Raw genomic sequence first — 13,184 nt, 5'->3', positions numbered from 1 at the left:
GTGGACAAGCAGAGGGATTTCGTCCTCCGGACGATCGAGGAGCGCGGCGTCAAGTTCGTGCGCCTGTGGTTCACCGATGTCATCGGCACACTCAAGTCCGTCGCGATCGCCCCGGCCGAGGTCGAGGGGGCGTTCGCCGAGGGAATCGGCTTCGACGGCTCGGCCATCGAGGGACTCACCCGCAGCTACGAGTCCGACCTGCTCGCGCAGCCGGACCCCACCACGTTCCAGACCCTGCCGTGGCGCGGTGAGATCGACCCCACCGCGCGCATGTTCTGCGACATCACCACGCCCGACGGCCGACCCGCGGTCTCCGACCCCCGACACGTCCTCAAGCGCACGCTGGCCAAGGCGGCGGACGCAGGATTCACGTTCTACACGCATCCCGAGATCGAGTTCTATCTGCTGAAGTCCTCGTCGTTCGGTCCCGAGGGTCCGGTTCCGGTCGACTCGGCCGGCTACTTCGACAACGTTCCGGGCGGAACCGCGCACGACTTCCGTCGTCGTTCGGTGCGGATGCTCGAGGATCTCGGCATCTCGGTGGAGTTCAGCCACCACGAGGGCGGCCCCGGTCAGAACGAGATCGACCTCCGTTACGCGGATGCGCTGACGATGGCAGACAACGTGATGACCTTCCGCACGGTCATCAAAGAGGTCGCGATCGAGCAGGGCGTCTACGCCACCTTCATGCCGAAGCCGCTGAGCGGACACCCGGGAAGCGGCATGCACACGCACATGTCGCTGTTCGAGGGCGAGCGCAACGCGTTCTACGAAGAGGGCGCCAAGTACCAGCTCTCGAAGACGGGCCGGCACTTCATCGCAGGCCTCCTGCGGCACGCCAACGAGATGGCGGCGGTCACGAACCAGTTCGTGAACTCGTACAAGCGTCTCTGGGGTGGCGATGAGGCTCCGAGCTTCGTCACCTGGGGCCACAACAACCGTTCGGCGCTCGTGCGCGTCCCGATGTACAAGCCGAACAAGGGCGGCTCCTCGCGCGTGGAGTACCGCGCACTCGACTCCGCGGCCAACCCGTACCTCGCCTACGCGCTCATGCTCGCCGCCGGCCTCAAGGGCATCGAGGAGGAGTACGAACTGCCTCCCGAGGCCGAGGACAACGTGTGGTCGCTCAGCGACGCCGAGCGTCGTGCTCTGGGTTACTCGGCGCTGCCGGCGAGCCTCGACCACGCGCTCGAGTACATGGAGAGCTCCGAGCTCGTCGCCGAGACGCTGGGGGAGTCGGTCTTCAACTACGTGCTGCTCAACAAGCGCAAGGAGTGGGAGGCCTACCGAGGCCAGGTCACGCCGCTGGAGCTGAAGAACAACCTCGAGCTTCTCTGAGCGTCGCGCATGGCCCGTTCGGACGACTCCGTCTCTCTCTCCGCGCTGGCCAGGCTCGGGTTCGCCGAGCTCAGCGAGGCCGCGGCCAACCTCGCGGAGCTTGCGACCCTGCTGGGCGTCGAGCGATCGCTGCTGCTCGGTGAGGCGGACGGCGCGGACCCCGATGCCGCGGTCGAGGGGATGCTGCGCGTGGCGCGGCGCGACCCCGCGCCGCTGGCCGCGTTGTTCGTCGATCCGGAGTCGCGTCGACGGGTCTGGCGGGTGTTCGGCGCATCGCAGGGTTTCGCGGACTTCTTCCTGAGGCACCCGGACCAGATCACGGTGCTGGGTGAGGCCACGAGCGAGCTGCCGTCGGCAGATCAGCTGCGCGAGCGGTTGCTGGACGCGGTGGGGGCGCGCGACGGGTTCGCCGAGTCCGCAGACGATGCGGCGGTGGTCACGCTGCGCGTCGCCTACCGGCGCAACCTCGCCGAGATCGCCGCGTTCGACCTCACGGCGCACAATCCGGTGCGCATCGTGGGCGACGTCGCCGCGGCGCTGGCCGACATAGCGGGAGCCGCGCTCGAGGCCGCGCTCGCGGTCGCCCGCCGACGGCTCGCAGACACCCTGAGCCGGGAGCAGGTCGCGGCGACCCAGCTCGCGATCATCGGTATGGGCAAGGCAGGCGCGCGGGAGCTGAACTACGTCAGCGACGTGGACGTCATCTTCGTCGGCGGCACGACCGACGAGGAGATCGTGTCCGAGGCCCGGGCGATCGACATCGCGACGCGCCTCGCCAGGGAGACGATGCGCGGGCTCAGCGGGATCGAGGTCGAGCCGCCGCTGTGGGAGGTCGACGCGGCGCTGCGCCCCGAGGGCAAGCAGGGCGCTCTGGTGCGGTCGCTCGCCTCGCACCTGGCGTACTACGACCGCTGGGCCAAGAGCTGGGAGTTCCAGGCCCTGCTGAAGGCTCGGCCCCTCGCGGGCGACCCCGACCTCGGTGCGGAATACATCGCCGCCGTACAGCCCAAGGTCTTCTCCAGCGCTGCTCGGGAGAACTTCGTCGACAGCGTGCAGCGCATGCGCGAGCGCGTCATGGAGCACATCGATCCGGAGGATGCCCCGTACCAGCTCAAACTCGGCTCAGGCGGGCTGAGGGACATCGAGTTCACCGTGCAGCTCCTGCAGCTCGTCCACGGCCTCACAGACCCCCGTCTGCGGACGAGGGGAACCCTCGAGAGCATCGATGCCCTGGTCGAAGGCGGCTACATCGGCAGGGCCGAGGCCGCATCGTTCGCCGACGACTACTGCATCCTGCGGTTGATGGAGCATCGTCTTCAACTGAAGGAGCTCAGTCGCACCCACCTGATGCCGCGAACGCCCGCGGGACTCCGCGTGCTCGCGCGCAGCACCGGTCTGGGGGAGTCCGGTGAGGCGATCTGGGCGCGGTGGGAGAGTGTGCGCCGCGAGGTGCGCGACATCCACACCCGGCTTTTCTATCGCCCCCTGCTCAGCGCGGTGGCTTCGCTTCCCGAAGAGGAACGCACGCTGTCGACGGCGCAGGCGCACGACCGTCTCATGGCGATCGGTTTCCGCGACCCCGCCGGCGCCCTCCGTCACATCGGTGCCCTGACCACCGGCCTCAGCCGGAAGGCGACCATCCAGCGGCACCTGATGCCGGTCATGGTGCGCTGGTTCGCCGACGGCAGCGATCCCGACTACGCCCTCATCGCATTCCGCCGGATCAGCGAGCGACTCGGCGACACGCCCTGGTTCCTCCGGATGCTCCGCGACTCCTCCGGTGCCGCGGAGAGCCTGACGAGGCTCCTGTCGTCGTCGCGGTACGTCGGCGAGCTCATGGAGTGGATCCCCGAATCCGTCGCGTGGCTCGACAGCAGCGATCTGCTGCGCCCGCGCAGTGGTGCCGCGATCGACGAGGAGGCGCGGGCGATCCAGACCCGCCACACGAGCGTCGGTGACGCTCTGCAGGCTGTCCGCGCGCTCCGTCGCCGCGAGCTGCTGCGCACGGCCATGGGCGGTGTGCTCGACGTGCTCTCGATCGAGCAGGTCGCCACCTCGCTCACCGAGATCACCGATGCGACCATTCAGGCCGCGCTCCGTGCCGTGCGCCGCGAGCTCGTTCCGCCGGAGGACGAGGCGCTCGACTTCGCCGTGATCGGCATGGGGCGTTTCGGCGGCGCGGAGCTGGGTTTCGGGTCGGATGCCGACATCCTCTACGTCTACGACGCGAACGGTGTCGAGCCGCAGCGCGCCCAGACCCTCGCGACACGCATCGTCTCCGGGCTGCGCGAACACCTCACGGATCACCGGGTGCCGCTGGATCTCGATGCGGATCTGCGCCCTGAAGGACGCAACGGGCCGGTCGTGCGATCGATCGACGCCTACGCCGAGTACTACCGGCGCTGGTCGCTGTCGTGGGAGGCGCAGGCGCTGCTGCGGGCGCGCGGAGTGGCCGGCAGCACGACGCTCATCGAGAAGTTCACGGCCCTCGCCGACAGTATCCGGTATCCCGCCGAGATCGATCTGCAGGGCAGCAGGGAGATCAAGCGCATCAAGGCCCGCGTCGAGGGAGAGCGGCTTCCCCAGGGCGTCGATCCACGGCGCCACCTGAAGCTGGGCCCCGGCACCCTGAGCGACGTCGAGTGGTTGGTCCAGCTGCTCCAGTTGCAGCATGCGCACGAGGTGCCCGAGTTGCGCACCACATCGACGCTCGGGGCCCTCGAGGCGACGGTCGCCGCGGGGTACGTCCCGGCAGAGTCGGCTGATCTGCTGCGCGATGCGTGGCTCCTGTCGAGCCGACTGCGTTCGGCCATCACGCTGTACACGGGCAAGACGAGCGACGTGCTGCCGACCGACCCCCGTGAGCTCGACGCGATCGGCCGGCTGCTCGGCTACCCCGACCGCTCGGCGAGCGTGCTCGACGACGACTACCTCGGTGTCACTCGTCGTGCGCGGCGGGCGTTCGAGCACCTCTTCTACGGGTAGGCGCTGCCGTGCGAGTCAAGGGCGGGCGCGTCATTTGCTTTTCGCCTGTTCGTCGCTCAGGCTGAGCGCATGACGATCTCGAAGCTCGGTGTGATCTGGAACCCCTCGAAAATCGATGAGGGCAAACTGCGCGCCGCCGTGTCCGACATATTCACCTCGGACGTCGAGTGGTGGGAGACCAGCGTCGACGATCCCGGTCGCGGAATGGCGGCTCAGGCCGTCGAGGCCGGCTGCGACGTCGTCGTCGCCGTCGGGGGCGACGGCACGGTGCGAGCGGTGGCCGAAGCGCTCGCGGGCACCGAGACGGCTCTCGGAATCGTCCCGCAGGGAACAGGCAACCTGCTGGCGCGAAACCTCGAGATCCCGCTCAACAACATCCCCGCGGCGCTGAAGCGCGTCCGCGACGGGGACCCGCGCAAGATCGACATCGGCTGGGTGGACCTGGACGGCACCGAACACGTGTTCGTCGTGATGGTCGGCTTCGGGATCGATGCGCAGATGCTCGTCGAGACCGACGACGACCTCAAGGACAAAGCGGGCTGGCTCGCCTACGTCGAGGCGATGGGTCGCGCACTCGCCGGCACCGAGATGACCGACATCACTGTCACGCTCGATGACGGCGACGCGCAGGAGCTGCGCGGCCACACCATGCTGATCGGCAACTGCGGGATGGTGCAGGGCGGCATCCGTCTGCTTCCGGACGCGGTTCTCGATGACGGTCTGCTCGACATGCTGCTGGTGAGCGCCGACGGGCCGCTCCAGTGGCTCGACACCGTGCGCACGTTCGTCTGGGAGAACGGAATCCGTCGTATTCTCGGCAGCGTCGACGAGGCCGTCAGCAGCGACTCCACGCGCCACATCTCGGCAGAGAAGGCGACGATCGAACTGTCGTCGCCGCTGGCCTTCGAGATCGACGGCGAAGAGGTCGGCGAGGTCTCGAAGTTCTCTGTGCGGGTTCAGCCCGCAGCACTCATCGTTCGCTGAGCGTTCCCGGAGGCACGACCTTGCGGTCCTGTGTCGGGAAGACGACCTTCTGCACGATGATGATGACGCTCGCTGCGACCGGGATGGCGACCAGCGCGCCCAGGATGCCGCCGAGCGCTCCACCGGCGACCGCCGCGATGACGACGAGTGCGCCGGGAACGGCCACTGCCTTGTTCATGATGCGGGGCGACAGGATGTATGCCTCGATCTGCATGTAGACCAGGTAGTAGATGAAGGCGATCAGTGCGGTGACCGGACTCACGATCAGGCAGATCAGCGAGTTGATGATCGAGGCGCTTAGAGTTCCGACGAGGGGGATCATCGACCCGATGAAGGCGATCAGAGCGAGCAGCGCCGGTACCGGTGCGCCGATGATGCTCAGCACGATCAGGCTCAGAACGCCGTTGACCAGCGCGAGGCTCGCCTGGCCGATCACATAGCGCCCGACAGCGCCCGAGACGTCGTCGAGGAGACCGCTGAAGGTGTCGCGCTGGTAGGCGGGGACGAAGCGCGCGGCCACCTTCTTGATGCTGCGCAGAGACGCCATGAAGTACAGCGTGAGGATCAGCACGATCGTCACGCCGGTGAATCCGCCGGCGATGCCGGCACCGACGGCGAAGACACCGCCGCCGATGTCTGCCAGGTTGCCCGGATCCTGCAGGAACGACAGGATGCCGTTCGCGGCATCCTCGAAGGTCGAGCCGAACTGGTCGTTGAGGTCCTTGAACCAGGCCGAGGCCATGATGTCCTTGACCATCTGCGGGCCGTTCTCGATCAGGTTCGCGATCTGCTCCACGAGGATCGGGACGATCGCGAGGATGATGCCTGCGAAGGCGAGCACGACTCCGGCGACCACGATCGCGACCGCCGCAGGCCGGGGGAGCTTGCGCTCGAGGAATGAGACGATCGGATCGAGTCCGAGTGCGAGGAAGATCGCGACGCCGATGTAGACCAGCACGGTCGCGAGCTGGTTGACGATGCCGCCGAGCATGAGAGCCACGAGAACGCCGAGCGCTCCGAGCAGGCCGTACATGAACGGGTTGATGCGGGCGATCGCCGCGGCCGCCGACTTCGGCTGCGCCGGGGGAGTCTCCGTCGTGTGCCTGAGCAGCTGCTTCTCGGTCTTCCGGCGCATGGCGTCGTCCCCTCTGTAGTTCCCGACCTCTCAGTGCACCACCCGCAGCCCTTCGAAGCAAGCGCGACACGGTCATGGTCCGGGTGAGAACGGAGCCGGATGTCGGAGGGGCATGGGAGCGTTCCGGGATGGAGACTCTCACGCTCAGACGCTGGTCCGCCGACGACCTCGGTCTGCTCCGCATCGCGAACACCGCCGAGATGACCGCGCACCTGAACGGCATCGAGACCGAGCAACAGCTCATCGAACGCAACGAGCGCTATCTGCGCCTGTGGCGAGCAGGCGAGGCGAGGATGTTCGTCATCGAAGACGAGCATCGTCGCGCGGTCGGCTCGATCGGTTTCTGGCATGCCGACTGGCGCGGCGAATCAGCTCTCGAGGCCGGCTGGTTCGTGGTTCCCGATGCTCAGGGCGGGGGAGTCGCCTCACGGGCGCTGCGGCTTCTGATCGAGGATGTTCGAGAGCACCGCGGTGGCCGGCGATTCCTCGTCGCCTTCCCGTCCGTCACGAACCCCGGCTCGAACGGCGTCTGCAGGCGAGCCGGGTTCGAGCTGGTGGGTACCTTCACCGAGGAGTTCCGCGGCGCGGAACTGACGATGAACGAATGGGTTCTCGACCTCGAAGCCTGACGCAATGCGAAGAGCCCGCCAGGACGGACCTGGCGGGCTCTCTGCGTGTCTGAGGGTCAGACTCCGAAGTACAGCTCGTACTCGAACGGGTGCGGGCGCTGAGCCATCGGCAGGATCTCGTTCTCGTACTTGTACGAGATCCAGGTCTCGATGAGCTCCTCGGTGAACACGCCGCCCTCGAGGAGGAACTGGTGGTCTTCCTTCAGAGCCTCGAGCGAATCCAGCAGGGAGTTCGGAACCTGCGGGATGTTCTTGGCCTCCTCGGGGGGAAGCTCGTAGAGGTCCTTGTCGACGGGCTCGTGCGGCTCGATGCGGTTCTTGATGCCGTCGAGGCCCGCCATGAGCTGCGCGGCGAAGGCGAGGTACGGGTTGCCCGATGCGTCAGGCGCGCGGAACTCGATGCGCTTGGCCTTCGGGTTCGAGCCCGTGATCGGGATGCGGATCGCAGCCGAGCGGTTTCCTGCCGAGTAGACCAGGTTGACCGGAGCCTCGAAGCCCTTGACCAGACGGTGGTAGCTGTTCAGGGTCGGGTTGGTGAAGGCGAGCACTGCGGGGGCGTGCGCGAGCAGGCCGCCGATGTACCAGCGCGCGATGTCGCTGAGCTGGCCGTAGCCGGCCTCGTCGTAGAAGAGCGGCTTGCCGTCGTTCCACAGCGACTGGTGCGTGTGCATGCCCGAGCCGTTGTCGCCGTACAGCGGCTTCGGCATGAAGGTGGCGACCTTGCCCCACTCTTCGGCGGTGTTCTTGACGATGTACTTGAACTTCAGGATGTCGTCCGCCGAGTGCACCATGGTGTCGAAGCGGTAGTTGATCTCCTGCTGGCCGGCGGTGCCGACCTCGTGGTGCGAGCGCTCGAGGATGAACCCGGCGTCGATCAGCTTCAGGGTGATGTCGTCACGCAGGTCAGCGGTCTTGTCGACCGGGCTGACGGGGAAGTAGCCGCCCTTGTACGGGGTCTTGTTGGCGAGGTTTCCGCCTTCTTCCTCACGACCGGTGTTCCAGGCGGCCTCTTCGGAGTCGACCTTGTAGAAGCTCTCGCCGGCGGTGACCGAGTAGCGCACGTCGTCGAAGATGTAGAACTCTGCCTCGGGAGCGAAGACCGCGGTGTCGGCGATGCCGGTCGAGGCGAGGTACTTCTCCGCCTTCTTCGCGACCTGACGCGGGTCCTTCGAGTAGATCTCACCCGTGCGCGGGTTGTAGATGTCGAAGACCATCACGAGGGTGCTCGCCTCGCGGAACGGGTCGACGTAGGCCGTGGTCACGTCCGGAATGAGCTGCATGTCGGATTCGTGGATGCTCGCGAAGCCTCGGATCGAGGAGCCGTCGAACAGCTGACCGTTGACGAAGAAGTCCTCGTCGACGGTGGAGGCAGGGATGTTGAAGTGCTGCTGGACACCAGGGAGATCAGTGAATCGGATGTCAAGGAACTTGACGTCGTTCTCCTTGATGTAGGACAGCACCTCGGACGAATCTTTGAACATGTACGACTCCTGGATTGCGGATCGATGGCTTCACGGCCATTGTGCACAGTACGTGCGGGGCGTTACCCCACGGTATCCGCTTTGTTTCGGGCATGTTACGCGCCGGTAGGCTTGATACGTGACGGACGCTGTGAACACGTACCCCGGAGAACGACTCGGAATGCCGCAGACGGGGACCGGCAGCATCGCCCGCCCAGGCCGGCGGATCGGTGCTCTGCTGATCGACTATGTCGCGGCGACGATCATCGCTACGGGCTTCCTGGGATACGACCAGTTCGCGCTTCCCGGCGAGGCGGGGCTGACGCAGTTCGCTCCCATGGCGGTGTTCGCGGTCCTGCAGATCCTGTTCATCCCGACGGCCGGCGGAAGCCCCGGACACCGCATCCTCGGCATGCGGGTCGTGCGTCTCGACGGCGGATGGGTGGGGCTGTGGCGTCCGCTCGTGCGCACCCTGCTTCTCGTGGTCGTGATTCCGGCCGTCATCTGGGATGCCGATCAGCGCGGTCTTCACGACAAGGCGGCGGGGCTCGTGCTCATCCGCGCCTGAGCGCAGTCATTCCTTGCCGCGGTTGCGGCGTCTGGCCTCGCGAGGCGCGCGTCCTCCGAGGAACGATCGTGCCGGGTCGACCATGTACCCCTGTCGTAGGGCCTCGCGACCGATGAGCATGCGGAATCCCATCTCGTCCCGGTTGCTCAGAGTGACCTCCGCGAGCACCTCACGATCGTGCAGCCGGATGAGCATCTCGACGACGAGTCGTTCCTGCGCGTGACCCGACGAGCTGCGGATCGCACGGCGATCATGCACGGGGGATTCGACCACCACCGCGTCTTCTTGACTGTCCTGCCAGGGCTTCACCCGGAAGCGCACCCACGACACGCCGTCGCGCTCGAACTCCTGGATCTCGAATGCGTGCAGCGAAGAGGTGCGCGCGCCGGTGTCGATCTTGGCTTTGAGCCAATCGACGCCGAGATCGGGCAGGCTCACCCACTCTCGCCACCCGATAAGAGTGTTTGAATGGGATGACTTACTCACCCGACCATCCTGGCAGGAATTCCCCCGTGAAGATCGCAGTGCTCTCCCGTGCGCCGCAGGCGTACTCCACCCAACGACTGCGTGCTGCCGCGCTCCAGCGTGGTCACACCGTCAAGGTGCTGAACACGCTGCGCTTCGCGATCGATCTCACGGCCGACGAGCCGGATCTGCACTACCGCGGGCGTCAGCTCAGCGACTACGACGCGATCCTGCCGCGCATCGGCAATTCGATCACCTACTTCGGCACTGCTGTTGTCCGCCAGTTCGAGCAGATGGACGTGTACACGCCCAACACCGCGAACGGGATCTCCAGCGCGCGTGACAAGCTCCGCGCCAACCAGATCCTCTCCCGCCACAACATCGCGATGCCGCCGACGGCGTTCGTCCGCAACCGTGCCGATGTCCGTCCCGCGATCGAGCGCGTCGGCGGTGCCCCCGTCGTCATCAAGCTGCTCGAGGGCACGCAGGGGATCGGCGTGATCCTCGCGCCGCAGGTCAAGGTGGCCGAGGCGATCATCGAAACGCTGCACTCCACGAAGCAGAACGTGCTCATCCAGAAGTTCATCTCGGAGAGCCGCGGACGCGACATCCGCGCACTCGTGGTGGGGGATCGCGTCGTCGCCGCTATGCGCCGCTCGGCCGCAGGAGACGAGTTCCGCTCCAACGTCCACCGCGGTGGATCCGTCGAAGCCGTCGAACTCGACCCGATCTACGAGCGCGCGGCCGTGCGATCCGCCCAGATCATGGGACTGCGCGTCGCGGGTGTCGACATGCTCGAGGGCGACGACGGCCCGCTGGTCATGGAGGTCAACTCCTCTCCGGGTCTGCAAGGCATCGAGACCGCGACCAAGCTCGACGTGGCCGGCGCCATCATCGACTACATCGCCGGTCAGGTCGCCTTCCCCGAGATCGACGTGCGCCAGCGTCTCACGGTCTCGACCGGATACGGCGTCGCAGAGCTCATGGTGCACGGCGCGGTCGATCTCGTCGGCAAGACGCTCGGCGAGGCAGGCCTGTGGGAGCGCGACATCACCGTGCTCACCCTCCACCGTGGAGTCTCGGTCATCCCCAACCCGCGCAAGCATGTCGTCCTCGAGGCGGACGACCGCCTGTTCTGCTTCGGCAAGCTGGATGAGATGCGCTCGATGGTTCCCGAGCGCCGCCGTCGCCGCGCCAAGGTGCGCCGACTTCCGCGTCAGCCGCTCTCGGAATGAACGAAGAAGCGCGGCCGCTCCTCATCCGAGGTGCGGCCGCGCTTCTTTCGTCTACGGGCTGGATCAGCGGGGGCGCTGCGCCCTGACCTTGGTCGGGTCGATTCCCTTGGGGATCGGCAGCGACGAGATCGACTGCGACACGGACTCGATGCGTCGGATGACGGCACCCATCGTCGCCTTGTCGATCACCTTGGGAAGCTTCTTGATGGTCTTGGCGAGGTCGGCGATCGCCACGTCGTCGTCGCCGTGCCCGACGTAGATCACGGTCACGGGAACACCGTGGGCCACTCGGGCGGCCTTGCTGCGCTCGTCGTTGACCAGACGCGTCAGGCGTCCGCGAGAGCCTTCGCCGACGACCACGACGCCGCCGCGGCCGACGGTGCGGTACACCGCGTCCTGCGTCTTCGGGTTGATGCCGACCGGCGTCTCAGAGCCCTGCCAATTGCGTCCGAGGCTGGTGCTGATCACGTGACCGGTGGCGCCGGGCATGCCGTCGATCTTCTGGTACATGGCCGAGGTCGACAGGCGGGTCATCAGGAACATCGCACCGAGGATGCCGAGCATCAGGCCCGAGATGCCCCAGAGGATGAGCGTCCACACCTGGAACGGCGGGATGAGGTAGCCGACGATGAGTCCGATCAGGACACCGAGCACCAGCAGCGCGATCTGCGCCCAGGGAAGCCAGGGGTAGATCTCCCTCGTGAACTTGAAGAGGGACTTGATCTGGGAGAAGAACCCCGGACGCTTCTCGGGCGCGGACGAACGGTTTGCCATGTCCATAAGAATACCGACTCCCGGCCGCACTCACGTCGTCGTTCGCGTCAGGCGGACTCATGCACCGGGCACTCGTCCTGCACGGCGTGGAAAGGACGCGGATCCGTTCACATCGCTCAGTTGGAACCCACAGGGGTGGAGCGATGCGATGACATGGGGGCATGACAGTCGCAGAAGTGCCCGTTCGCGGTGCGTCGTCGGTGCCCGGAGCGCATCGAGTGATCCGACAGCTCGACGCCGATGAAGGCCCGTATGCCGGAGCGCTCGTCACGCGCGGGGACTCCGTGGCGGTGCAGATCGACAGCGAGACGCTCGCGGGATGGGCGGGCTGGGAGCACGCGGGTGATGAGCATGTCGCGGGGCCGGTCGACATCGTGCGGCGCCAGGACGGCCACGATGCCCTGCTTCCCTGGTGCGCGGAGCGGATCGGCGCTTTTCTCGGGCGCCGAGCAGCCGCCGAGGTCGCGTTCGCCGCGGGTGAGCTGACCACCATGGTGGCGAGTCTTCTGAGGGGTCTCGGTGAACTCGCTCGTGCAGACGGCCCAGCCGTCACCGGGGACTGGTGGTTGACAGACGACGGGCGCCCGATGTTCGTGATCGGCGTGGGCGACGACGCGCGGTCGGCCACGTCGCGTCTCATCGACCGGATGCAGCGCGATTGCGGCGACCGTTCGCTGAGTCGCTTGCTGGGAGAGATCAGAGACGGGCTGCAGAAGAGCGGTGAGCGTCCGGGGATGCCGGTTCGACAGCTCGAGCGGTGGGAGGCGGAGCTGTTCGCGACTGCGGCCTCGCGGCCGCTCAGGCGTGACGTGCATGTGTCGGAGAAGGCACGGGACCTCGATGTCGCCCGCCGCGTCGTGCCGGTGCCCGGGACGAGACGTGAGGCGCGGGGAGGCAGCTCGGACCACTCGACGGCTCGGGGACCCCGGGGTGTGATCGATCGAACGATCGAGTGGGCGAGGTATCGGTTGGAGGAGGGCAGGACCGCGTTCGAGGGATGGGGCGGGCGGCGTAGGAAGACCGGCAGAGACAGGCCATCTGCGCACGGGGGTAAACCCTCAGAGGGCGTGACCGGTGCTGTCGAGCACCTGCCTCGGCGTCGTCGGCGCAGACTGGTCGTGGCGGGCGCTGCGGCAGCGGTCGTGTTCGGTGGCGGCCTGCTCTGGCCGGGTGGCGCGACCGGCGAGCCCGCGGCCGGGAGAGCGCGACCGTCCCCTGCGGTGAGTCCGAGTTCTGCAGGTACACCGCCAGCGCCGCCGGCATCTCCGATTCCGTCCGCGGAGTCGGCAGATCAGTCGACCGGCTCTGCGGACCCCGTGCTGGCGGCGCGGGCGCTTCTGCTCGCCATACGGCACTGCGCCGAGACGGGTGACATGGCGTGCTCCGACGCGGCGGCTCCCGGCTCGTCCGGGATCGTAGAGGCGCTCACGGGGGCGGCATCGGGGGACAAGGAGCCGGAGCTGGCCGCGGTCGATGAGTACGGTGATGTCGCGGTGATCCGGGTCTCATCGATCGCAGTGATCGGTGATGGGCCCGCGCCGCAGCACATCGAGCAGATGGTCGTGGTGGTGCGAGTGAACGAGAAATGGCTGGTCCGCGACGCCTACGACG

Annotated in this window: 11 protein-coding genes; 7 read left to right on the top strand and 4 right to left on the bottom strand. The window is 67.0% G+C overall.

Going from position 1 to position 13,184, the window contains the following annotated elements:
- The 3 genes from glnA (RQG77_RS07465) (at position 1) to RQG77_RS07455 (ending at position 5,307) form a co-directional block, all read left to right on the top strand.
- Positions 1-1,338, top strand: coding sequence for a type I glutamate--ammonia ligase (gene glnA / locus RQG77_RS07465; protein WP_042541155.1), 1,338 nt, complete (start codon positions 1-3; stop codon positions 1,336-1,338).
- A 9-nt stretch (positions 1,339-1,347) separates the two neighbouring features.
- Entirely contained in the window at positions 1,348-4,323 is a 2,976-nt protein-coding gene (locus tag RQG77_RS07460) for a bifunctional [glutamine synthetase] adenylyltransferase/[glutamine synthetase]-adenylyl-L-tyrosine phosphorylase (RefSeq protein WP_056307463.1), read from the top strand.
- A gap of 69 nt (positions 4,324-4,392) precedes the next feature.
- Positions 4,393-5,307: a diacylglycerol kinase family protein gene (locus RQG77_RS07455; RefSeq protein ID WP_120493606.1), complete on the top strand. Its 915-nt coding sequence runs from the start codon at positions 4,393-4,395 to the stop codon at positions 5,305-5,307.
- On the opposite strand, the gene RQG77_RS07450 is transcribed toward RQG77_RS07455, so the two are convergent.
- Positions 5,294-6,442, bottom strand: coding sequence for an AI-2E family transporter (locus tag RQG77_RS07450; protein ID WP_056307466.1), 1,149 nt, complete (start codon positions 6,440-6,442; stop codon positions 5,294-5,296). The genes RQG77_RS07455 and RQG77_RS07450 overlap by 14 nt on opposite strands.
- A 128-nt stretch (positions 6,443-6,570) precedes the next feature.
- Between RQG77_RS07450 and RQG77_RS07445 the strand changes: the two genes are divergently transcribed.
- On the top strand, positions 6,571-7,071 hold the full coding sequence (locus tag RQG77_RS07445) for a GNAT family N-acetyltransferase (RefSeq protein WP_311244178.1): 501 nt from the start codon (positions 6,571-6,573) through the stop codon (positions 7,069-7,071).
- A 56-nt stretch (positions 7,072-7,127) separates the two neighbouring features.
- Here the strand turns inward: RQG77_RS07445 and glnA (RQG77_RS07440) are convergent, their stop codons facing one another.
- Positions 7,128-8,552 carry a type I glutamate--ammonia ligase gene (glnA, locus tag RQG77_RS07440; RefSeq protein WP_056307474.1) on the bottom strand — a complete coding sequence of 475 codons (1,425 nt, stop codon included), beginning with the start codon at positions 8,550-8,552 and terminating at the stop codon, positions 7,128-7,130.
- Positions 8,553-8,712: 160 nt separating this feature from the next.
- Between glnA (RQG77_RS07440) and RQG77_RS07435 the strand changes: the two genes are divergently transcribed.
- Positions 8,713-9,099 (top strand): RDD family protein, encoded by a 387-nt coding sequence (locus RQG77_RS07435; RefSeq protein WP_311244447.1) that lies wholly within the window; start codon positions 8,713-8,715, stop codon positions 9,097-9,099.
- Positions 9,100-9,105: 6 nt separating this feature from the next.
- On the opposite strand, the gene RQG77_RS07430 is transcribed toward RQG77_RS07435, so the two are convergent.
- A complete protein-coding gene (locus RQG77_RS07430; RefSeq protein WP_259162628.1) occupies positions 9,106-9,585 on the bottom strand; it encodes an ATP-dependent zinc protease in 480 nt (159 codons plus the stop codon).
- Between the two features lie 26 nt (positions 9,586-9,611).
- On the opposite strand from RQG77_RS07430, the gene RQG77_RS07425 reads away from it, so the two are divergent.
- On the top strand, positions 9,612-10,799 hold the full coding sequence (locus RQG77_RS07425) for a RimK family alpha-L-glutamate ligase (RefSeq protein WP_056307480.1): 1,188 nt from the start codon (positions 9,612-9,614) through the stop codon (positions 10,797-10,799).
- A 63-nt stretch (positions 10,800-10,862) separates the two neighbouring features.
- Here the strand turns inward: RQG77_RS07425 and RQG77_RS07420 are convergent, their stop codons facing one another.
- The gene (locus tag RQG77_RS07420; RefSeq protein ID WP_056311620.1) at positions 10,863-11,573 is read right to left on the bottom strand and encodes a DUF4191 family protein; all 711 of its coding nucleotides are present in this window, start codon (positions 11,571-11,573) and stop codon (positions 10,863-10,865) included.
- 161 nt (positions 11,574-11,734) lie between these two features.
- Here RQG77_RS07420 and RQG77_RS07415 point away from each other — a divergent pair.
- On the top strand, positions 11,735-13,184 hold a 1,450-nt coding region (locus RQG77_RS07415; protein WP_311244177.1), incomplete at its 3' end, for a hypothetical protein.

It is taken from the genome of Microbacterium sp. WCS2018Hpa-23 (genome assembly GCF_031843845.1).
Lineage (GTDB): Bacteria > Actinomycetota > Actinomycetes > Actinomycetales > Microbacteriaceae > Microbacterium.
Note: the sequence above shows the minus strand (reverse complement) of the source record. Positions and strands in the feature narration are given on the sequence as shown.

Excerpts from the sequence above, each read along its gene's own strand:
- RQG77_RS07420 (WP_056311620.1), bottom strand. The coding sequence starts at position 11,573 with ATGGCAAACCGTTCGTCCGCGCCCGAGAAGCGTCCGGGGTTCTTCTCC.
- glnA (WP_056307474.1), bottom strand. The coding sequence starts at position 8,552 with ATGTTCAAAGATTCGTCCGAGGTGCTGTCCTACATCAAGGAGAACGAC.
- RQG77_RS07460 (WP_056307463.1), top strand. The coding sequence starts at position 1,348 with ATGGCCCGTTCGGACGACTCCGTCTCTCTCTCCGCGCTGGCCAGGCTC.
- RQG77_RS07455 (WP_120493606.1), top strand. The coding sequence starts at position 4,393 with ATGACGATCTCGAAGCTCGGTGTGATCTGGAACCCCTCGAAAATCGAT.
- RQG77_RS07450 (WP_056307466.1), bottom strand. The coding sequence starts at position 6,442 with ATGCGCCGGAAGACCGAGAAGCAGCTGCTCAGGCACACGACGGAGACT.
- RQG77_RS07435 (WP_311244447.1), top strand. The coding sequence starts at position 8,713 with ATGCCGCAGACGGGGACCGGCAGCATCGCCCGCCCAGGCCGGCGGATC.
- RQG77_RS07445 (WP_311244178.1), top strand. The coding sequence starts at position 6,571 with ATGGAGACTCTCACGCTCAGACGCTGGTCCGCCGACGACCTCGGTCTG.